The sequence below is a fragment of the Bacillus sp. GB_SG_008 genome (assembly GCF_052038115.1).
GTDB classification, from domain to species: domain Bacteria; phylum Bacillota; class Bacilli; order Bacillales; family Bacillaceae_G; genus Bacillus_A; species Bacillus_A rhizoplanae.
The window spans coordinates 46,888-70,341 of the sequence record NZ_JBPZSK010000009.1; the positions used below are offsets into that span (position 1 = coordinate 46,888).

Below are 23,454 nucleotides of genomic sequence, written 5' to 3' on the forward strand. Positions count from 1 at the left end.
ATTCATCAGATTTTTGATAAGCTTAGGTGTTAACAAATCAACTGTAAATCCTTTAATAAAAGAAAGCCCTAATAATATACATTCTTTTTAAAATTCCATTAAACATTGAAGATAACTTATAAAACCAGTTAACAACCCGCATCAATTCGGATGTGGGTTTCCCTCATTTACTTATGATTCAATTCTCCTTACTTAGCTAAGCTAGATTTAATTTTAAGAATCTTTTAACCCTAGTGCTTTTTGATCGGCTTGAGTAATATAGTTTATATTATCTTTATCTGACATCATCCAAGATGAGATATAATCTAAGTATAATTTTCTTGCGCCACTATCACTCGAACCATAATCTCCATAAATTTTCTTATTAGAGAATTTACTTTTATAACTTTCAAATATTAATACAAGCTCATTTATAAAATATTCTTTTGTCAACGATTTCTTGTTTAGCCCTTTTAAATATAATGGTCTTAATAATTGAATTTTAGTAGTATATCCAATAGTTTTCTGAAGAAAGTTAATAGATTCATCATCCAGCATTTTTTGTTCTGCTTTATCAATTGCATTAAAGTAGTTAAAGAGTATCCTATAAATTATTTCGTCTTCATTATTATCTAAATACTCTCTAAAAATATAAATTTCACGATTTAAGGATTCTAATTTTTCATCAAATTTAAAGGCTAAATTATCTTTTTCTACGTTATTTGTAAAATACTTCATCAGGTTTCTAGATAGCGTTGCTTGAGATACTGTTGCATCAGGAGTTTCTAAAGTTTTAATTCCCAACATTTTTATCTTTCTAAATAATGCTGAGTCTAGATCTGAGTTTAATTGTTTTACCAAATAATTACATACTTTCTGAACTGTACGACCAGTAGATAATGAAAATAAGTCTAAAACTAAAGATTTAGAAACAGGCTTTTGATTTCCATTAATAATAGAAAATAAATATGCGTCTTGCTCCGGTGTTGTGTCTAAAATGAGCATAATAGGTAATGTAAACTTTTCTTCATAGCCAGAACGATGAATACCTTCTAATCTATGTTGGCCGTCTACTATACTAAATTTATATTCGTCTTCTTTTAGCAATTGCATATTAATATTTATTACTTCTTTTTCAAGGTCAAAATCAATATATTTAGAATCCCCTGATAAAATCACAGGAGTTGGAAAAATAGCATCTGGATCCTGACAGTATGTAGCAATAGCCTTTATTCGATCTTCATTTCTCGTTCTTTGAATACCATATATATCACTTTCAGTTCTAACTCTAGAATATGAAATAGAATAAATATCCCTAGCATTAAGTTTCCCCATATAAATAGTTCCAACAGGTTGCTCAATCTCTATAAATTTATAAGATAAATATTTTCCCTTCATTGTTATCACCTCTTCTCATTTTATAAGCTGATACCTTTATATTCACTTACTTTTTTAGCCGATTCCATAGTCTCATTACCTTTTTTATCCATTTCCTTCGAATACGATTCTTTGTTTTGAATAATATGATTTATCTTAAAGATCCAATACATCAATGTTAAATAAATAACAATTTGTATAAACATAAAATAAGGATTGAAGGTTGGAGGCATTACCGCATACGCTATACCAGCTGAACATACTATTACAATTAAGAAAGCCAATCCGACTTTATTTATTTCAAATACTAATTCTTTATTTTCTTCACGTTTATCAAAAAAATATATAGAGATTAGGTTTGAAGCGATAGATAGGCTAGATAGAAATAAAGAACCTTTCAATAAATAATTAGAAATCGATTCACTAAAAGAAATATCTCTTGAGGGACCAACAAAAAAGATAATCATTATTATACCTATCTGGCTCATAACAATAGTGAAAACACTTTTTAAAAACCAATGCTCCTTGAACCACGTACTATCTTCTATATTTTTCAAACTCAATTTATCTCACGTCCTCTAATTCAATACTATAAATTATTCTATATAAAAGGTATGAATATTTATAACAAAAAATTATTATTATTAAATTTAATCAAAAGTTATATTCCTTTCGAAGGAATATAACTTTATGTGACTAAAAACAGATTTCTTTCTACCATATACCCTAACTAAAACCTTATAATAAATTAAAGCTAATAGCCTCACTTATTTATGATACAGTTCAACTTAATTAAGCCTAAATGCCTTTGAATATATCAACACTAGTTTAGTTAATAATATTGTTACTATACTGTGTAATAACGAAAAACTACGGAACATTCTTCCAAAAAATATACATACAAAAAAGAAACTCATCAACATCTCCTACTACCGAAAATATTAAGACTCTTAAAATGTTTTACTATCTATACAAACGCTCCAAAGCTACCTTAAATAACACCGATGAATTCCTCACTATCAAACCCAAATGCAATTCTCTAACTATTCCTTTTTTCCAACTGTCACATTCCCTCGTTCATAATCAATCTTAGTGTGAACATCTCGAATATGATGGCTCTTGATGGAGGGTACCTGATTCAAGTATGAATAACCCACCTGCCCAACTTCATCCATTTTTCAGCTCAAGTTTCATTCTTCTTATGTTTTTTATTATATTGTCATCGATTGATAACCGCTTAAAACTAGAACCTGATATTGATATTATCCCTTTAAGTACACACTAAAAAGACTCTAATTTACTTCTAACTGTTGAACGCTAAAGAATATTCGTATGCTGGATGTACACAAATGTAGCCTTATCTTTTCAGATAGGATCCTTCTAAACTTAAATACTAAATAAATTATTTATATCTTCTGCATCATCAAATATCACAGGACCTAGAAGATTACCTTCTATAGCACCCTCCATGATTTTTTGCTTTTCCTTCAATCGCCAATAGATTTTTTCATCAATAGGGTTGCGCTTCTCTTGCTGACCATCCAACATTAAGTAATAATACTGTGTATATTGCCCCTCTGGTAACCCTAAACGATGAATACGGTCTCTAGACTGTAGCATATGAGTTAGATTAAAAGAATACTCCAGGTAAATAGCATCATGACATGTTTTATGAAGTGAGACAGATTCAGCTAAAGTATGTGGGTTCGTAATTAACACATCTATTTTCTGCTCTTTAAACAGTTGAATAATCTCATCCCGTTCCGACTGAGGTGTCGCCCCATAAATAACACGTGCTTTTATACCTCGATTTTGCAGATCCTTCATTACTTTATTAATCGTATCTACAAACATGCACCAAATAATAGATTGTTTTCCTTCCTCATATAGCTGCGTTGTTATTTCAATCGCTTTTCTATATTTCGAAGTTGAGGAAACAGAGCGAATTAACATCTTTTCTTCTTCACTAAATGTAATTGGATCATCTTCAATCATTCGCCAAGCTTCTTCATTTTCTACATCAAACAACTCGCTATTTTCAATAGATTTTAATAGTAATTCAGGATTAGATGATGCTTGTATTAAACGAATATACAATAAGAAAACTTGATGCCCATATTTTCGATACAACAAATCTATAATTTGTTGCTCATCCACATTCACTCCACATCGAACTAATGTGTCTTCATTAGCCTCTGGAACAGATAATTGTTTTTTTGTAGTACGCCAAAAGAAAGGGAATAATTTTTCATTGATTTTATCAATTTCTACTGGCGTTGGATTTTTCAAACGTAACAAGTCAAAATTAAAGAATAATTTATATTCTTCTTGATAAAGTACATTTAAAAAATTGTATATATCTTCATAGCTATTAGGAATAGGTGTCCCTGTTAAGACGTATTTATAGATTGGTTTTTTAGAAATTCTTTTCGCAATTTTTGCTCGCACACTCGAAATACCTTTAATTTTGTGTACCTCATCAAATACTAGAATAGTTTTCTCATTAATAATACTCATCAAAGCATCTTCATATTTAGCAAGTGATTCATAGTTGATTAAAATTAAATTTTTATCCCCGCTATTTAATCTTATTTGAACCTCTGCTCCATCTTCCTCATGAATATCTAATACTTTCAATTCTTTCTTATCGCCGAAGTTTTCAACAAACTCTAGCTTCCAAGATAAAAATGAGTTTTTAGGACCAATCATCACGATTTTATCCGCTTTATCAATTCCAGGCGTATTTAAAAATGCATATACGCCGTATATCATAGATGTTTTCCCTGAACCAGGGACTGAGAAATTTGCACACTTCTTCATTTGCATCATATAAAATGCACTCCAAAGTTGTTGATCCCTTAAAGAACGATGTAATTCTTTATTTAACACATACTTGAACTTTTCAAAATTATCTGAAACTAGTGGATTTTGTGTTTTTATCATTAGTGCATACTTGGCTCTCTCTTCAATCATGAAATTGTGATTGAAAATATATGTTTGAAGTCTATCACTAACAACAAAATTAAATCCTTTTTTGTCAGCATATTTTTCAAAAACTTGAATGATATTCTGCATATCGATGTAAGTTAAATCATCTTTAAAGTTTGGATACTCTCCCTCAAAATAATATCTCAATTTTTTAGATAGCAAGTAGTCTCCTGGATTCACTTGAACATTTTCAAGCTGATCATATAGTACAAGCTTTTCATTTTCTATCGTCAAAACAAGTGCATCTTTTGTTAAAGATTCTACATCCAATATGAGACGCCCCCTATCAAAACTTAGTATTCTTTTTTTCACAACTTCATCTATCTCAGCAACATAAATATTATTTACTTCATTACGCCAAAGTTTCTCAAAGCCGTCTTGTGCATAATCAATTTTTTGTCTATCAAAATCAGAAACTAACCAACTCGCTGAGACATCAAATGATTCATAATTTGCCATGATTGCGGCTTGAGTCTCATTATTAGAACCTGTAAAATAAATTACATTGTCATAAGAATCATAACAGAGACCATACTTTGCATGAAAAAGCCCTGACTTCTTAAAAGCAATTTTTATGTCTACATATCCTGTAGCAATTAAATTCGCCAAATTAAATAATTGCATTTCTTCAACTAAGGATAAATCTTCTTCCATTCTATTCAATAACTCTTGCTGGATTTTTTCTCGATTGGCATAACCACTTTTGATTAACAAAAAATCAGCTTCACTAATCTCATGTGAAATAATTAATCTAAAATTCCCGTTATTCTTTACAAGACCTTGTAACCCTTTTCCATAAGCAGCAAGCGCTTTTGCACTAAAATAACCACTTACTCTGTCATATCTAACAGCATTTCCTAAAACAGGATTATAAAATTCTTCGATGATATTTGATTCATCTGTATAATAACTAGGTTTCAAATATAATGTCTTGAACATTACATTTTGCTCTCTAATAGACCTAATGTCGAATTCATTTTATCTAATAGTTTCTTGAATTCTTTTTTATTTTCATCACTCATTTTAGAAACTGCAACTGAGTCAATGCTATCTAATGTAGTAAATGCTCTTGTTAGCAATTCAACCGGTTTGTTACGCGCATTGTTAAGCTTATTCTTTTCAATATAATCATCTACAAGGCCTTGACTTTGCTTAACAACCGCTTTCTCTTCTTGAATAGCTTCTTTAATTTGAACAACTGAGCCTTGTTTATCTTCACGTAATTTCTCGTAAATTTCTCCTACAATTTCTTCGTGATCCTCAATAAATTGAGCGACATTATCTGTCTTAATAATATGATTCCCAATGTCACGAATATGGCGAGTTAAATCCCCTTGCTTTGAAGTCAATAAATTAGTAAATAGTGTATCCTTGATAGCGTCCGCTTCTGCACCCTCAGGTACTTTATTTAAAATCAACATAATCTCTTGTAAAGGACCATCTAAGTTTAATTCACGTGCAATATAATATTTGCCTTTAGCATTAATAAACTCCAAGAATTCTACCATTAACTTAGATTTCTCGATTAACTTAGAAACCTCCGCTCTCGTTCGTGACGTATTGTTAGCATATTCTGCTTCTGTAAAAGTTTCTTCTTCGATAATATCACGATATACATCTACTAAATTATCAATCGGATTATAATCGACTGGCTTTTCTTCTGCGTGCTGTAAATTCAACTCTAGTCGTTTAATATCTTTACTTGTAATACTATTCGTTGTATCTAAGATAACTGCTTCAAAATAACAGTCCATACCCTCTTCATACTTTAATTCTCGTAAACATGTAAAACGACGGTTCCCATCGATAATTCGACCATCTTGCAATACTACGCCAGCAACCCTTTGACCAAATGCCTTAATATTATTCTTTGTTTTTGTTAAAGCACCAGGATTAGACTTGCGAATAAATTCATGAAGAATCTCATTATACTTTTTCATATCCTGTGTTGGATCCAATGGCCCTACGTCTGAAGTATGTTGACTAATCCAAGTAGCAATTCGTCCATTACGGTCATTATAAAACAATAACTCCAAAGGAATTTTATAAACTGTATAGTTTTCAGTCTCTCCTTTAATCGTTAGCTTTCTAGCACCCGAAGTTATTGTAATCTCAGTCCCAATTAAATCTAATAAGTTAATACTCATGAAAATACCTCCTCATAATAATCCTCTGCATCTAAATAAAATCTTTGTAATTCTTCCGAGTAAAAAATTTCCACATTTTGAATTGAACTAATAATTTTATAAGTTTCAATATCTAATCCAAATTGGTTTTGTAACTCTTGCAACAAATCGTATAAATTCAACTTTCTGTGAGCTGCTACGAGATGATATATGAAATCTGATAAACTAATTTGTTCTTCAGATAGTTTAAATACGTATCCCACTCCTAAACGAATAGTCGAAATCCCTTCAAATCTGGAAATCATACGTTCGTAAAAAATATCTTCAAAACCAAAATCCTCAATAAAGTGTTCAAATCCTAAATCTCTTAACCTCTTCAAAGTGAAAAATTCATTATGTTGTACTAACTCTAATAACTTTTCACGATAATCCATGATATCACCATGGGAAATACCAGCTGCGCCTAGTTTCTTAGAAGTAATATACATATCTTTCTCAACCTTGATAATATCGAAACTTTTTTCAAGCTTCGATATAGCACTAGTATAGCTTTGATTTTTATATATCGATAAATCTTCGTACACAAAATAATCTTGAGAGAGAATGTGTGCTCTGAAATATTCCTCAACGCTTGAATATTCATTTGATAGAACATAATTACTTCTTAGCGTATAGCCTATATTTATTAAGTTCATATTATTCACATACTTATTAAAATGTTTATCCACATTCAAGCCAATCGATTTAAACTGCTCTACAGTATAGATAGGTTCACTTAAATATGTTTTTAATTCTTGTATTTTATCTTTAGACAATAATTGATAGTCTACTTTAATATATTCATTGTGAATATACTGAGACAATTCACTTATAATATAACTCGCTAAAGAGTCTCTTCTGAGCCCGAAGTTCTCCTCTATATACTCTAAGAATTCACTGAATTCAATGGGTGCTAATTCATAGAAACTTTCAAGCATGAATTCTTTCTTTGTGATTTTACCTATTGTAAATTCAGGCATCCGTGTATATTTTACTTGCGGAGGATGTATATGTCTTTTCAATAAATTGTGTAATTCATATTCAGTCCTGATATCCAATTCTTCCATCAGTTCAGGGTTCCCACTAAAAAGTTTTTTCGTACTATATACGCCTCGTTCTAGCATTAATAAATCATTTAGACGTTTCAAAATCTGTCCATCAATTACTTGAAAGTCATAGTATCTAAAATAATGACTTTTACAGCGTATGATATAATCGCTTCTCTCTACAATTCCACGTATAGAGTTAATATCAGCCTTCAAATTTTCTGGAAAATTATTCTTTACAAGATAATCGTTATATCTTACTAATATATCTTCATTACGCATTTTTTCATAATGATATTTTTTTAGTACTTCATTAAAAACATTGAAACGTGTATATTCTAAAATTTCTCCGTTAGTAGAAATAAAACAATTAAAATACTGCAACAAGCATTCCCTTTGTTTGTCGTTAAAATTCAGATGGTAAAAACCTTCTAAAATCGATTTACTTTGTCGATTAAACTTATGAATCAGGAATTGATAGACTATAGGTGATTCATCAAATAATTTACAAAATAATGTTTCCTCAACATCATATTCTTCGAACAGTGCTGCAAATCTATACTCTTCTTCGAATATCGGCATTTTTGCTATTACCCTTTTAAAAACATTAATTGCACCTTGTCTGGAATAACCAAACTGGTCCGCCAATTGTTGAAAAGTTTCCCCCTCTAGTCTTTCTAAAAGCAGCTCTTTGTCTTCAAAATCATCTTGCAAATATTCCATTAAAGTAAATACATTCTTTTTAATGCCTATAGATGTAAATTTTATTTTTCTCGCCTTTTGCAAATCTGTAATGATTCGATTCAAACTATCTCCGATTGGTATTTGAAACTTCCTAAATAAAATATCCCTAAACTGAGAAATTGTAATAGATTGATTAAAAGTTAAATCAGAAACATAGTTATCTGCGTAACTTAGTAATTCATGATAAGAAACGGAACCTTTGTTTTTTTCAACTACATTGAATGCTTCAATAATTTTATTTAAAGTCGAATGCCTCAAAGAAATTTTCGAATGTGCACTCCCATTGACTAAGAGTTCTGGTACTTCATGATAACTAACACCAGCCTCTATTAAGTTTCCAATGATACCTAATGACAACCCTTCGTTATACAACTGATACAGATTATCCTCTTTTTCTTGTGAACCAATTTTATGCATCACTTTTTTTATATCACTACATAGCTTAGGTTTCATTTTTTGTAAATCTACCATTTTTTCAGTCGAATTTAGAAAATCATCTAGTATAAAGCCTTTTTTAACTAAAGATGACACCTGTCTCGCTGAAATCCCATGATTGCATAATGCATACAAGCTATACAGGTTCCTCACCTCATTATTCAATATATTGATAGTATGCCTCACTATTAATAAATAATCGTTCAAGTTCTTCTGAATAATATAGAAGACTTTGATTAGCATAATAAATAATATTATCTTGATTAATAAATGCATCAAATAGCTCAATAAATTTATCCTCTAGTTCATTTAATGAGATAGAAAATTCCTCTTCCATTAAAAATTTGAAGAGCGCACTAACATTAAAATCATCTAGTGTTTTCACAAAAAATGTCGTTTCATTGATTTTCATGTACTTAAGAGCACCTGGTCTTTTCAGTAAGCTCTCATAAAAAATCTCTTGGAACCCCAAATCTATTAAATAATGATGGAAACCTGCTTTTTCAATAGAATTCCATGTGTAAAATTGGCCAGCATTAACAAAATTTTCGACAGCCTCTTTAAAATCAATTAAATCTCTTTTATGAATACCCGCTTCTTTCAGTTTTTTGATTGTGATATAGGTATTTCCTTCTACTTTCACGAGATCATAACTGTTTTCAAGATTTACTAGTTTGCGCATAAATTGGCTACTATCATAAATAGGATCGATTATTTTAGTAAAATAATCTTGTTCAAATATTTTTTGTTCAAAATACTCCTCTGGTCTAACAACTTCTTTCACTAATATAAAATTAGGATGAATGTTATATCCCATCGCAGAAATATTTTCTGCATTAAAATAGTGTTGTTCAAAATTTTCTATCACTTTACTTGCAATAGCATTAAAATCTTCGAAAGTATAAATAGACTGTACCAATTTTTTTTGAATTTTTTCTATGGCTGAGGTGTCCAATACCTTGAACTCAATATCATTTTGTCTGCGTTTTTGCACTCTCGGCATTTCTCTAACAACCTCAGCTATATATTCCGCATTTAACCAAAATGCTTGTTTTGTAATATACTGTCCATTAGGTAATAAAACTTTATCAGATGCATCATTCGCCTTTGGTCTGACATGTGCAACATTATTAAATTGAAGTCCTGGCAAGTTATTTTTTTGAACAGTCTTCTTACCATGTTTCACTTCTTCAATCTTTAATCCATTCTGTAAAAGGCTTTTTGTCTTCTCCCAGACTGTTTTCACATCATTATCTAACGTTTCTAACGGCATTTGCCATATATAAACCCCTCTGAAATACAAGTTGTCGTCTAAAGTATCTTTACCTTCATATTCAAAAACTACGAACAAGAATGTAGTAGACAAAAATTTAGATCTTAACTTACTTGTCTCCCAAGTTTCTCTTGCTAGTTCATTAAACTTAATTTGTTCAAAAGACATCGACTCTTTCGGTTTACCATCATGTTTCAAACGAATCGTTTTCAAAGAAACTGATTCAATATATTTTTCGAAAATCAGTTCTCTTTCATCAAAATTTTCGAACTCCTTTAATTCCTTCACTAGTTTCACTGTGGATAGCTTAGACTTTAGTGTTTCAGGATTAATACCAACAGCTCTTGCTACATTAGAAAAAGAAAGACCCGTGTACTTATTAAATGTTTCATTTAATTGGTGTTGTGTTTTTTCCATATATTGCTGTTTATCCATATTATTCACCTACGTTTCAATTAAGTTCTCGAATAATACTAGCAGAAATTTTCATTTCGTTAACCTCATCATACATCCAAAAAGATATTTGGATAAATTTGGAATCGATCGAAAGTTTATTAAATTAGATCCAAAACTACTAAATGATTAATAAGAAAATGCTTTTACAAATACTTTTCCAGCATGTTAAGGAGTATACTCTACCGACGATGTAGAAGTATTTATCAGTTTGGACGAAGTAAGCGTGCCTTCGTTAATGCGTAGATCAATCATGGCTGAATTTGACGTGACATTAAGCAGCGAACCAATACAAGTTGTCCTCATTTCGCTCGTAGTATGCCATAATTCTTTTCAAGATACAAGCAACAAACTCAATACTTCCGTACACTAAAATTTAGAACAGATTCCTCTTTATCTTGAAAACACTCTCCAATCCTCACTCAATATGCTTGTATGCCACTTTGTTCTCTAAATATCAAATTATACTGAAGGAACGTACGATATCTTTGGGTAAAATATCTTCTTTTTCTAATTTTTTCGATTCTTTCTTCTTACTTTGGATATTCCAAATAATGAAATTCATGTTTATCTGTACTATATTTTGATAGCACTGTGAAAAAATTATGCTTTATTTAAATACCTTAATAGAAAATAATCTCCACATCCCCCTTACCAACTTACAATTCCAGGAAAATAACTTATAGAAAATCAAATGTATATTTGCCCAATCCACCTTTTAACATATATAAATACGATTCAACCACATTCCATATTATACAATATTTATACAAGATTTGTTGGAACTTAGTTAAACATGCAGCTTTCAATATTCCCTTAATTCAGATAAAATATGTGACTTTCCTTTTTGAAGACTCACATTTAGGTAATATTACTAAATAAATCCCTATAAATAATTCATATGGAATGTACTCCTATCAAGAAATTAACAAAGAGTCTAATAATGCACAAAAAATATACCTTTCAATAAACATCAGCTTTTCTAAGTAAAAATAAATAACCTGAGTCCACACAACTATAGGACTCAGGCTACTTAGATATTTTTCATTATGGTTTATTTCATATGATGTAGTTCGTTTCGTATAATCCAATCTTCATTTATTAAAACAAACTTAGTTGCACAAAACTTTTCATTTTTTCCTCTTCTTTATTTATTTCCAAAATTCTTTTTCCCATTTGCTCTACCAATCCAACAACAAGTGCATTACCCATACAAAAATATCTATTTCTTTGTGGCATACCTGTATTTGTCCAATCCATAGGAAAACCGTTCAGTAATTCACATTCCACAGGAGTTAAATACCTTAACCTTCTTGTGTATGGATCTTCAATAACATGAGAACTTCTGTTACATGTTCCTTCACTTGTTAGCATCGTACGGCCTGGTTTTTCTAAATCATCAGGGAAAGCCATCCCTCCCTCAGAATAGAAATATTTGTGTCCAGTTGCTTTTGATATTCTTTCTTCTTTTTTCGGACCTTTCAAGTACTGAAGCTCTTCAAACTCTGTTCGACCTTTTTTATTCACCTTATCCGTTTTTAAATAATAAGATTCATCAGCTGGTCCAAAGTTATCACATGCTTTTTGAACAACTTCACCTAATGTTTCAGGTTCTTCAGTTACTGGAAGAACTTCTTCAGTATATACTTGTCCATTTCTCATTACACCAGCGTTATAATATTCTGCTTTAAACGTATCCGACACTTCTACAATGTCACTTGGCAAAGTATATTGTCCTCTTTTTTTGTTTTCCAGAGGCGCTTCATGTACATTAAATATTGGTGCAAAGAATCCATTTTTATATAAGATTTCTAACGATTCAGTCCCATTTTGAACAGAAGCAAAATACGATTCGTTTAAATAAGCGAAAATAAATACCCTTCTTCTTCTTTGCGAGAATCCATAATCCGCAGCATTAATCACTCGCCACTCTACCGTATAACCTGCATCTCGGAAGCTCGCTAACATAATAGAAAAGTCACGGCCTCTTTGTTTCGCAGGTGACTTTAATAATCGATCCACATTCTCTAATAAAACAAACCTAGGCTTACGGTTATTAACAATGTTCATAATCTCCCAAAAAAGAACACCTTTTTTTCCTTGTATCCCTTTTTCGTTCGATAAAGTACGTGCTACAGAATAATCTTGACAAGGAAAACCTCCTACCAATAAATCATGTTCAGGTACATCTTGCCAAACTTTAGCTATATCTTCATTTACATGTATTCCTTTATTTTCAAAGCGAGTTGCATAACAATTATATGCATGTTGAGCTTTAGTAGACGGTTCCCACTGATTTCCCCAAAGAACCTCAAAGTCTTCATTTGCTTCAAGACCTAATCTAAAACCTCCTACTCCCGCAAAAAGTTCTATTACTTTCATCATAAATACACGAACATCCTTTCGGTATTTTATTTACCTATGCTTCATTATAATAAAAAGTAAGGAAAAGATCAACTATAACATAATGGGAAAAGAGAATTCATATATCTCTTTCATATAATTCACATACAATAAAAGAATACACTCAATATCTGGTACAAAAAATTCCCCTTGAATTTTTACCAGAAAATAAAACAGTCAACGTTTTTCATAAAGGAAAACTAGGGACTATGGTTAGAAAAAATCATTTTCTATTCAAACTAAATAACGAATCTACCCCCTATTTTTGAGAAACAGGAGTTAAACTGAGAGTTACTCAAATAAAAACGATATCTATTCTGCTAAAAACACTTGATTTTAAACATTATAAACTATATGTTGCTTACTAGTGAAACTTTCGAAACAAGCTTTTTCTAGATAAAAAACAAACTTTTACTATTGTCTTTATCTATATGCGAAAGAGAAATATAGATTTAATTACGCCATTACTCATTCAAGGCTATTTGAATTTCCGAAGAACGATTTAAAAATACCAAAAGATAATTGTTGTGAAATTCGAAAAACACAAAATGATTAAGCGTATAAATAATCCGAAGCCGCTACGAATTATTTAAGTACATACACAAAAGGAGCTAGTATAGGTGAATAACTTCATTCTCCTATACTAGCTAAACAATTGATTTATGCCTTCAAATCTCTATATACAGCATATATGCTAAAAAAGAATTAATCTAAAAACATCTTAATTAAGGGGGCGTAGTTAATTGAAAATAAAGACGTTTTCATACAGGTTTGCAGAAGAAATAATAACTCATCCAAACAACATCAAAATATATGCTGAATTGATGAACATTTGTGAGAATGCACCAATATCTTTATATAAAGGAAAATCTAAAAACCAAAAAAAACTTGATGTAGTCCAACAGGTTATGAATACATATTTTAGATTGAGATTTAGAGATTTTGGTTGGGAAGAGGAACCTCTAGCAACTCCAGATTCTTTTAGTGATGCCCTAAGGGGAGATTTTAGAAAAGAATTCGAACTTTCCAATCAAACAATAACAACTCAAGTAGAGGTGGAATTTGGTAATGCTGCTAGCTCCTATAGAGATTATTTCAAATTCCAACTGTCCTTCACATATGATTTGACTGATGTTTGCATATTAATATTACCTACCGACAAGTTGGCAAAACGAATCGATAGCGGTGTTGCAAGTTTTGAAAAAACAGTAAAAGAAATCCCCTCAGCAAAACTTTCTATTACAGTACCTATTTTTGTAATAGGTCTAGATCCGACTGATGAACCTGAATGGGATGTCAAATTAGTAGAACCAGATTTAAAGATATTAAAACGTGAAAACAAAAAAGTATACCAGCAACATGATGAGATAATAAAAAATTATATATTATCTTTAGATAAATAATAAAGTAACAATGTTCGATTTAGGAGTAACTCTAATTTGAACTGCACCTCGAATAGTGAACACTAAAAAACTCCAACTTACTTCTACCAAGTTGGAGTTTCATACCTCTATTAACCTATTCTTTTCAAATTTCGCGCTACGATATGCTTTCTACAATTCAACCGTAGTCCCCACATTATTCTTGATAGCCTTCTCATAAAAATACTTCGCCACCACAATATCCACAACAGCAAGTCCCACAGATTTAAATACAGTAATTTCTTGATCGCTTTCCCTGCCAGTTCGTTCGCCACTTATAATTTGTCCGAGTTCTGCGTGAATGTCGCTTTCTTTGAAAAGTCCTTCTTGTATTGGGATTTGCAGGTCACCGGTTTCTTCTAGTGCTGCTTCTTTTGATTCGACTACTACTTTATTAGCTGAGGAAATGACATGAGATGGTAGTTCTTGCATTACCGGTCTGAATGAACCGACTGCATTTACGTGAACACCAGGTTTTAATGTTTCTGAAAAGACTGGTGTTAAGGAGTTCGTTGTCGTGACAACGATATCCGCTTTACGTACTGCTTCATTTGCATCTGTGTATATGTAGACAGGTTTATTAAATTTCTCTTTAATATACTCGGCAAACTCGGCAGCTTTTTGTTCTGTCCGGTTATAAAGCATAATGTTTTCAATATCTCGCACGGCAACCATGGCCTCAGCAAGCCCTTTTGCTTGCTCTCCTGTACCGATGATGCATAAGTTTTTCGCATTTTGGCGTGCTAGATATTTTGTCGCTACACCTGATAAGGCTCCTGTTCGAATCATTGTTAAATACGATCCTTCTAAAAGGGCGAGCGGTCCTCCTGTTTGAAAATCAGATAGCATGACAACTCCGTTGATTGTTTTCTTTCCTATTTTAGGGTTATTGGGAGCTACTGTTACTACTTTTAATCCAAGTGCACCAAGGTCTTCAGCTACAGAAGGCATCGTTAATGCGGTATTTTGCGAATTCGCAAATGGCAAAGAGTAGCGAATCGGAGTAATCGTTCTTTCTGCAGAAAACTCTTTTAAGGCAATCGCTGCATATTCAATTACTTCATTCATATCTACTAAACTTCTTTGTTCAGCTGCATTTATGACTAACATATTTATCTCGTCCTTTCCTGAATCTTTTTCCAATGCTTGTTTCCAGTATAGTAGTTACTTTGCCATTCCACCTTCAATCCCCTTGTTTTCTAAACAGAAAACAACTCCAAACATTACGCCAATAAGAAGCCTTGTTTTAATGAATCTCTTGGGTCCATTAAAAATTGGTGAAATCCTGTAATAAATGCCTGACCAGTAACTTTTGGAATGATGGCCTGGTATTCACCTACTTTTGTCGATGACAACACTTCTCCAACAAATTGTCCGTCAGTAATGCACTCATGGACGAAACTTCCACCTTCTTGTAGAACTCCATTTTCAACAAGCGTTGCAAGTCTAGCTGAAGTTCCCGTGCCGCAAGGAGAGCGATCTACCTGTCCATCCGCAAAAATGGTTACATTTCGTAACATCGCATCTTTTCCATTTGGTTCATCTGAAAAGATAACGCCGTATATCCCTTTTAAATCTTCTTCGAGAGGATGTTTTACTTCCATTTGACTTTCAATGTAGTGCTTAATTTTCCCGCCCCACGTTTGAATAGCAGATAAATCTTTAAAATTTACTTTCAAACCAAATTCTTTACTGTCTACAACAGCATAGAAAGCTCCGCCAAAAGCAATGTCTACTTGAAATTCATAGCCATCAATTTTTACAGGAACATCTTTCTTGTAAACGAACGAAGGAACATTTTCAAATGTCACAGATTCTACTTGATTTCCACTGTATTTTGCATACGCGATAACCTCTCCTGCCGGGCTGTCAATAATGAACTTTTGTTCTTCTCCTGTCACTTCGAACATGCCTGTTTCAATTCCTACCGTGATTACAGCAACAATTCCATGGCCGCACATTGTACTCCAGCCTTCATTGTGCATAAACAATACCCCAAAATCAGCATGCGGACTTGCAGGAGGCGTAATAATACAACCGTACATACCATGATGTCCTCTCGGTTCATACATCAAAACTTCGCGAAGATGGTCCAAGTGTTCCATACAATACGCTCGTCTTTCTAATTGTGTTTTTCCTTTTATCGCTGGTAATCCGCCTGTAATAATACGTAACGGTTCTCCCGCTACATGTGCGTCGATTGTTGTGTACATTTTGCTAATATTCATTTCTTGTCCCTCCGATATTTGTATTCTCATATGAGACGCTTGTTATTTTAAAAGTTTCCTATTTTTTATTAGCAAATATTGTGCCGGAATTTAGGAACTGAATATTATCAATGACCAGTCAATTGGATTTGCACTTTTTCTAAAAATTTTTACCCTTTTCATAACAAATTTTTATACACGTGTATACTTTCTTTTACACTATTTCATCCTCTCGTTTTGGGATAGTTTATTTTTGTTAGGTTGATGGGCATGGGGCGGTACCCCAGTTAGAACAAATGGTGACGCTGGAAAGTAAAAAATAGTATACTCGTTAGTAAATATAAATTTTCAACAATTATATCCAGTTTTCAGGATATGAAAGGTGGAGATGTAATTTGGCTCAAGAATACAAGCTAATGGAAATACAGGCAGATGTATTATTTACATATGATAGTTCGGGCAGAATGACAGAAATAAATGAGCCTGAAGGTCATGTTGCCCCTTTATTTTTCCTTGGTCGTACCAGAGAAGGAAATGTGATTCGTTTCAACAAAAGTTTCCCAAATTCAAAGATGGGTAAAGTGTTGCAAGTTATTAATAACAATGAGCATATCGTTGACCTTAGAAACTTAATTGTTATTTTAAATGAGATAAGACCGATAAATAGCATATGGATTGGTCCAGCTTACGTTTTTCCCGAAAATTTTAATATGACTTCAAACGCAGTTAGAGTAACAAATGAAAATAAGGAATTACTAAAAGTGGATTTCCCAAATCTATTTGAGGAGTTTGGATGGAGACAGCCTTGTTTCGCTATTATTCAAGACGGTATTGCTGTTTCTGTATGTTGTAGTGCGAGAAAAAGTGCAGAAGCAGCAGAGACTAGCGTGGAAACTTTGGAGGCTTATAAAGGAAACGGATATGGAACAAAAAGTGTTATTGCTTGGGCAAACGAAATCAAGAAAGAAGGGTTACATCCTCTTTATAGTACGGCGTGGGACAATTTCTCTTCACAAGCAATAGCTAAAAAATTGGGTCTTCATAGATATGGAATAGACTTTCATATAAGTTAAGTTTTTTGTAATTAGCATCTAATTATCTTATTGGGGTCTTGACGCATGCCCCTCAAGTTAAAGACTTGAAATTACCCTAAAACAAAGGTTTTGTGCACTTAAACATTCAAGACCACCATATTGAATAAACCATGCCCCCAACAAAAAACACTAAACCTAAAGCTAAAACAACAAAAGCGAGTATTGCATTTTTATTATTTTCCATAAAATTGTCTCCTTGTGATTTTTTATTTTGTTTCATTTTTTATACTAAAAAACCTTTAGTTGTAATTATGGCTAAAGGTTGCGATCATCATACTTCTCAATTTATAAAAATTTCATATTTATAACTCTTGCATGTGGAAAAAGGGATTTACGAAGCTCCCCTCCTATCTTTTTCACTTCTCTCTCAATCTTGAGATGGGGGTCTTACTGACCGTTAATGCGGGATACATACCGTACATTTATAGTTTCCGCTGAACTACTGTGAATATATTCTTCTTCCATCGAAATGGACATTGAAATTCCAATCTTCTATGATAATGGAAAAGCACTCATTATTTATACGAGGTGAACGATGATGAAAAAGTATAAATTCGATTTACATACTCACCATGAACGTTGCGGGCATGCTGAACAGCCAATTCGAAATTATATTGAAGCAGCCATTGAAAAAGGATTACATATCATTGGAATTTCCGACCATTCCCCATTTTTCGCTAGTCAAGAGGACCACTTTCTTCCCTCCATCGCAATGGCAAAAAGTGAGTTCCCGAACTATGTAAACGAAATACTGCAACTGAAAAAAGAGTACGAAGGTAAAATCGAGGTTTTACTTGGAATCGAGGCAGATTTTTTTCCCATGCACATCGAAACATACCGCCAGTACCTTGACCGATATCCATTCGATTACATCATAGGCTCAGTCCACTACGTAAATGACTTGCAAATCTTCACCAAAAATATATGGGATGACTTAACACAATCGCAAAAAATCAAACTAAAAGAGGAGTACTACAATCTAATCGAGCAGTCCGCAAGAAGCAATACATTTCAAATACTCGGACACATCGACGCCATGAAAGGGTATTATCCTGCCTTCTCTTCCATCCAAACAGACGTCATCGACCAAACTTTGAAAGTCATCGCGCAGTGCGGCATTGCAATCGAAGTCAACACATCGGGCAAAATGAAGAGTTGTGGCGGCTGGTATCCAGCAGATGACATCTTAGCAAGAGCTCTCTACTATGGAGTCGACATCACTTTCGGGTCCGATGCACATTCACCTGATCGAGTTGGAGACGATTTTGATTTCGTTCAAAAACATTTGCAGGAAATCGGGTTTGAGGAATGGGTATACTTTAAAGAAAAACAAAGATACGCAATAAAGCTATAACTAAAAATGTATATAGCCTCATCCTTTTCAAGTAGACAGACTAAAAAAACGAGTATGTTTCGGTATGCAACCGGAACACACTCGTTTTTTTGTTTAGCGTCATTCGTAATTCTAAAACCGACTATCTCACCTATCTTATTCAATTTCTCTAAATCTTGAGGTAGGATTCTTACTGCCCGCAAATAACAGAATAAAATCATAAGAAGACCATATTTTAATCATTACATGCAAAAATGAACTTCACAGAGATTCGGTAGACTCGCCTTTCATGCCATAAAGAAACACCTCTCCTAAAAACGTGAGGTTATATATACAAATGAATTATACAAACAACCAACTCATCAGCACGGATGAATCTTGTTCAATTATGGACCGATATACATATCGTATAAGAAAGGAGATGGCTCTCTGTTGTATACATGCACCTTATACGATTCAAGAGATTCTTTTGACATCAGCAAATCTTATCATATTGAATACGAAATTCCTCCCCACCGATTTAGAGCGATTATGATGGAGTTTCGCCGTAATAAAGAAGTAGGAGAAAACATTGGAGAATTTGGTGAAGGATTCGAACGGTTTGGGTACGTCGATATTGTACAGTACGATGCAGAGATCAGGAGAATAACATGATACTAGCAAACAGATGAACATGTCTAAAAAAGAAGAAGCAGGCCGAACCTGCTTTCTTCTTTAAACTTGGATTGATTGTATTACACCCACCACATTTGTGAAGGTGTTTCTTCTATTAATACGCTTTTCAAATTCGTAACGGCACGTTTAAATCCTTCTTCAATCGACATGATTGGATCTTCATGTTCAATGCTTATTACGTAGTCATATCCGTACGTGCGAAGTGCACTCATCATGTCTGACCATTCTTTCATATCATGGCCGCATCCGACTGATCGAAATGTCCACGCACGTGTTTGTACTTCTCCGTACGGCTGCATATCTGTTAGGCCATACATATTTATATTGTCTTGATCCAAGTATGTGTCCTTTGCATGAAAATGATGAATCGCATTTTCTTTTGCTAAAATTTTAATGGCTCCGACAGGGTCGATACCTTGCCACCATAGATGACTTGGATCTAAGTTGGCGCCAATTGCTTTGCTTGTTTTTTCACGAAGTTTTAATAACGTATACGGTGTGTGCACTAAGAATCCCCCGTGCAATTCTAAACCAATTTTCACATTGTGTTTTTCTGCATATTCCCCGAGCTCTTTCCAATAAGGAATGAGCTTATGTTCCCACTGCCAAGTCCGTACATCAGCATATTCATTTGGCCACGGGGTAACAGGCCAGTTTGGATATTTCGCTCCCTCGTGATCCCCTGCTGTTCCGGAAAAACAGTTTACGACCGGCACATTCAGCAGCGATGCTAATTGAATCGTTTTCCGAAGCGTGTCGTCAGATTCTTTCGCAAAGCCTTCTTCCGGTGAGATTGGATTACCGTGACAGCTAAATGCACTAATGATTAGCCCTCGGTCTGTTACTTTTTTTAGGTATGCTTCCCTTTTATCCTTATCTTCAAGCAGTTCATCTAATGGACAATGATGATTTCCAGGATAACAGCCCGTTCCAATTTCAACGGCGTGAAGACCTGCTGCTTTTACTGTATCTAACATCTCTTCAAATGAACGATCTGCAAATAAAACTGTAAATACCCCAAGTTTCATTTTATTTTCCCCCTATTTTACTAGTGTTATATATTTCATCGATAATAGCTGATACTTGAAGTGCTTCTTCCGGTTTTACCACTAACTCAGCCTTTCCTTTGCAGGCATCAATGAAGTTTTTAGCCTGCATGAAACTATAATCCTCTTCTCCCTCTATCCAAGTCGCCGTACTGTCCATCAACATGCCGTTTTTCGTTGTGTAAAGTTCAAGTGGAAAAACGTTAATACCTCCGTCTATCCCAGAAATGCTAACATGTTCTTCATCATCTTTAATATTGGCAGACCAAGACGTTTCGAGCAGCAATGAAGCACCGTTTTCAAATTTTATATAAGCAGTTACATGATCATCTACATGAAAAGTCTCATGATCAAATGTTCCCCATTGATTTAGCTGATTCGGTGTTTTACTTAATTCATTGTACGCACTTCCAAGAACCGCTATATGTTTTGGGTTTCCCATTAGCCAAAGGGATAAATCAAGTAAATGGCAGCCATAATCTATTAAACTTCCTCCGCCTTGCAGTTCTTTATTCGTAAATACGCCCCACCCAGGAACTTTGCGGCGCCGCATCGCTTTCACGCGCGCTACGAGAGGACGGCCTACTTCTGTCATCATTCTTTTTGCTGCTTGTGCTTCTTTCATAAAACGATAATGATAGGCAATTGCTAGTTTTCTATCTGCTTTTTTTGAAGCTTCCAGCATCTCTTCGCACTGCTGCTTACATAGTGCCATTGGTTTTTCACATAATACATGAACGCCTGCTTGCAAAGCCTCAACCGCAAATTCAGCATGGAATTTATTTGGCGTACAAATACATACAGCATCTACTTCTTTCAGCATATCTTTATAGTCAGCAAATACGTGCGGGATATTATGCTCATTCGCTACTTCTGTAGCTCTTTCATGATTAATATCACTTACGCCCCAAATGACGCATTCATTACCTAACTGTTTAAACGCTGGAATATGCCGCCCGGTGGCAATTCCCCCTGCTCCAATTATGCCGATTCTCACGTTATCCACCTCTTATACGCGCGTAATTTGTTTCGTTTTGCTTGATTGTAAAGCTGCTAAAATGACAGCTAAGGATTTAAGCCCTTCTTCACCTGGAACAGCTGGTGCTTCATCAGTCAAAATGGATTGGACAAATTGTTCAATCACGTGCGAGTTACTTTGTCCGCCTTCCTCATTGGACTGAATTTTCCCTAGCTCATAATTGACAACTTCTCCTGTCGCATATTGAACAATTAATGAATACACTGGATGTTCTTCTAAGCGAAGAATCGCTTTTTCCCCATAAATAATCGTTGAGTTGTCTTCTTTCCCCGTATAAGCCCAGCTTGCCGCAAGTGTTCCGATAATACCGCTTTCTGTTTTCAATACACATACTGCGTTATCATCAACAGTAGCGAAATCTTTCGCATTATTTTCAACAAATGCACCAACCTCTACAAATTCTTCTCCGAGTAAGTAACGAAGTAAATCTGTTTTGTGAACGCCTAAGTCTCCCATCGCCCCAATAAACGCTTCTTCTTTTTTAAAGAACCAGCTTTCTTTTCCATCCGCGCTCCATCCTTCTGGTCCACCATGGCCAAAAGCTGTGCGGAAGCTATAGATTTTACCGATTTCGCCATTTTGAATCAGCTCGCGCGCTTTTTGATGAGATGCGACAAAGCGCTGATTGTGTCCGATCATTAATTTTTTACCGTTTGTTTTCGCTGCTTCAATCATTGCTTTTGCCTCTTCTTCTGATGTGGCCATCGGTTTTTCACATAATACATGAACGCCGCTGTTTAAAGCTGCAATCGAAATAGGCGCATGCAGATCGTTCGGTGTACATACACTGACCGCGTCCACGGTGCCGCTAGCTAACAGTTCTTCATAATTTGTATACGCTTTTACGCCATATTGCTTTGCTGCGCGATTTACACGTTCTTCGTTTCTATCACAAACTGCGACCAATTCTACATTTTCATTGAATTGATATTCTGGTAAATGACGATACTTTGCAATGCTTCCACAACCAATAACCGCTACTTTTATTTTTCCCATGATTTTTATCCCCTTTGTTTCAGTTTACTTATTCGTTTTTACAGCAATTTGTTCAATCGGCTCGGCATTACCGTAGACAGGACGTTTTCTTTCTACTGGTTTTGCCCATTGAATTGCATTTATGATCACGCGTTGAATCTCTTTATTATGGTACGTTGGGTATGTTTCATGTCCTGGTCTAAAATAGAACACTTTGCCGTTCCCCCTTTTATATGTGCAGCCGCTTCTAAAAATTTCCCCACCTTCAAACCAGCTTGTAAATATCAATTCATCCGGCGCTGGAATATCAAAATGTTCACCGTACATTTCTTCACGTTCAAGTTCAATGAATTCTGAAATTCCTTCTGCAATTGGATGGCTCGGCTCTACAACCCATAAACGTTCTTTTTCATCCGCTTCACGCCATTTTAAATCGCAACTTGTACCCATTAACGTTTTGAAAATCTTCGAGAAATGACCTGAATGCAAAACAATTAATCCCATTCCGCCTAATACACGTCGTTTTACTTTTTCAACAATTTCATCTGCCACTTCTTCATGTGCCATATGTCCCCACCATACTAATACATCTGTTTGATGTAATACTTCATCTGTTAATCCATGTTCTGGTTCATCTAAAGTAGCCGTTTTTACTTCGAACCCTGCTTTCGTTAAAAATTCTGCAATTGTACCATGAATTCCATTCGGATATATTTCACTTACAACAGGATTGATTTGTTCATGTCGATTTTCATTCCATACAGTTACTTTTAACATTGTGACAGCACTCCTTTTTCCTTT

At 33.9% G+C, this 23,454-nt stretch carries 17 protein-coding genes; 4 read left to right on the forward strand and 13 right to left on the reverse strand.

Annotation, left to right across the window (positions count from 1 at the left end; genetic code table 11):
* Positions 1 to 213: 213 nt before the first annotated feature.
* The 7 genes from ACTDJC_RS19455 to dcm form a co-directional block, all read right to left on the reverse strand.
* Complete coding sequence (locus ACTDJC_RS19455; RefSeq protein WP_440604414.1) at positions 214 to 1,377, reverse strand: DGQHR domain-containing protein; 1,164 nt, start codon at positions 1,375 to 1,377, stop codon at positions 214 to 216.
* Positions 1,378 to 1,397: 20 nt separating this feature from the next.
* Positions 1,398 to 1,919 carry a hypothetical protein gene (locus ACTDJC_RS19460; protein WP_440604415.1) on the reverse strand — a complete coding sequence of 174 codons (522 nt, stop codon included), beginning with the start codon at positions 1,917 to 1,919 and terminating at the stop codon, positions 1,398 to 1,400.
* Between the two features lie 823 nt (positions 1,920 to 2,742).
* Entirely contained in the window at positions 2,743 to 5,283 is a 2,541-nt protein-coding gene (locus tag ACTDJC_RS19465) for an SNF2-related protein (protein ID WP_440604416.1), read from the reverse strand.
* The gene (locus ACTDJC_RS19470) at positions 5,283 to 6,491 is read right to left on the reverse strand and encodes a ParB/RepB/Spo0J family partition protein (protein WP_440604417.1); all 1,209 of its coding nucleotides are present in this window, start codon (positions 6,489 to 6,491) and stop codon (positions 5,283 to 5,285) included. Before ACTDJC_RS19470 ends, ACTDJC_RS19465 begins: the two co-directional genes overlap by 1 nt.
* Entirely contained in the window at positions 6,488 to 8,830 is a 2,343-nt protein-coding gene (locus ACTDJC_RS19475) for a hypothetical protein (RefSeq protein WP_440604418.1), read from the reverse strand. The genes ACTDJC_RS19470 and ACTDJC_RS19475 overlap by 4 nt, the downstream gene beginning before the upstream one ends.
* A gap of 61 nt (positions 8,831 to 8,891) precedes the next feature.
* Entirely contained in the window at positions 8,892 to 10,442 is a 1,551-nt protein-coding gene (locus tag ACTDJC_RS19480; RefSeq protein ID WP_440604419.1) for a MutH/Sau3AI family endonuclease, read from the reverse strand.
* A 1,119-nt stretch (positions 10,443 to 11,561) separates the two neighbouring features.
* Entirely contained in the window at positions 11,562 to 12,845 is a 1,284-nt protein-coding gene (gene dcm, locus ACTDJC_RS19485) for a DNA (cytosine-5-)-methyltransferase (protein WP_440604420.1), read from the reverse strand.
* Positions 12,846 to 13,606: 761 nt separating this feature from the next.
* Here dcm and ACTDJC_RS19490 point away from each other — a divergent pair.
* Positions 13,607 to 14,266 carry a BglII/BstYI family type II restriction endonuclease gene (locus tag ACTDJC_RS19490; protein WP_440604421.1) on the forward strand — a complete coding sequence of 220 codons (660 nt, stop codon included), beginning with the start codon at positions 13,607 to 13,609 and terminating at the stop codon, positions 14,264 to 14,266.
* 150 nt (positions 14,267 to 14,416) lie between these two features.
* On the opposite strand, the gene ACTDJC_RS19495 is transcribed toward ACTDJC_RS19490, so the two are convergent.
* Both ACTDJC_RS19495 and ACTDJC_RS19500 read right to left on the reverse strand, forming a co-directional pair.
* Entirely contained in the window at positions 14,417 to 15,394 is a 978-nt protein-coding gene (locus tag ACTDJC_RS19495) for an ornithine cyclodeaminase family protein (RefSeq protein WP_440604422.1), read from the reverse strand.
* 113 nt (positions 15,395 to 15,507) lie between these two features.
* Positions 15,508 to 16,512, reverse strand: a complete 1,005-nt coding sequence (locus ACTDJC_RS19500; RefSeq protein ID WP_440604423.1) for a proline racemase family protein — start codon at positions 16,510 to 16,512, stop codon at positions 15,508 to 15,510.
* A gap of 374 nt (positions 16,513 to 16,886) precedes the next feature.
* On the opposite strand from ACTDJC_RS19500, the gene ACTDJC_RS19505 reads away from it, so the two are divergent.
* The 3 genes from ACTDJC_RS19505 (at position 16,887) to ACTDJC_RS19515 (ending at position 19,572) form a co-directional block, all read left to right on the forward strand.
* On the forward strand, positions 16,887 to 17,564 hold the full coding sequence (locus ACTDJC_RS19505; RefSeq protein ID WP_440604424.1) for a GNAT family N-acetyltransferase: 678 nt from the start codon (positions 16,887 to 16,889) through the stop codon (positions 17,562 to 17,564).
* Between the two features lie 556 nt (positions 17,565 to 18,120).
* Positions 18,121 to 18,939, forward strand: a complete 819-nt coding sequence (locus ACTDJC_RS19510) for a histidinol-phosphatase (RefSeq protein WP_440604425.1) — start codon at positions 18,121 to 18,123, stop codon at positions 18,937 to 18,939.
* Positions 18,940 to 19,350: 411 nt separating this feature from the next.
* Positions 19,351 to 19,572, forward strand: coding sequence for a hypothetical protein (locus ACTDJC_RS19515; protein WP_440604426.1), 222 nt, complete (start codon positions 19,351 to 19,353; stop codon positions 19,570 to 19,572).
* An 80-nt stretch (positions 19,573 to 19,652) separates the two neighbouring features.
* Here the strand turns inward: ACTDJC_RS19515 and ACTDJC_RS19520 are convergent, their stop codons facing one another.
* From ACTDJC_RS19520 to ACTDJC_RS19535, 4 genes are read right to left on the reverse strand one after another with little or no spacing between them, the layout of a single operon-like run.
* On the reverse strand, positions 19,653 to 20,621 hold the full coding sequence (locus tag ACTDJC_RS19520; protein ID WP_440604427.1) for a sugar phosphate isomerase/epimerase family protein: 969 nt from the start codon (positions 20,619 to 20,621) through the stop codon (positions 19,653 to 19,655).
* A 1-nt stretch (position 20,622) separates the two neighbouring features.
* The gene (locus tag ACTDJC_RS19525) at positions 20,623 to 21,636 is read right to left on the reverse strand and encodes a Gfo/Idh/MocA family protein (RefSeq protein WP_440604428.1); all 1,014 of its coding nucleotides are present in this window, start codon (positions 21,634 to 21,636) and stop codon (positions 20,623 to 20,625) included.
* A 12-nt stretch (positions 21,637 to 21,648) separates the two neighbouring features.
* Positions 21,649 to 22,674 carry a Gfo/Idh/MocA family protein gene (locus ACTDJC_RS19530; protein ID WP_440604429.1) on the reverse strand — a complete coding sequence of 342 codons (1,026 nt, stop codon included), beginning with the start codon at positions 22,672 to 22,674 and terminating at the stop codon, positions 21,649 to 21,651.
* Positions 22,675 to 22,698: 24 nt separating this feature from the next.
* On the reverse strand, positions 22,699 to 23,430 hold the full coding sequence (locus ACTDJC_RS19535) for a ThuA domain-containing protein (protein WP_440604430.1): 732 nt from the start codon (positions 23,428 to 23,430) through the stop codon (positions 22,699 to 22,701).
* Positions 23,431 to 23,454: the final 24 nt, after the last annotated feature.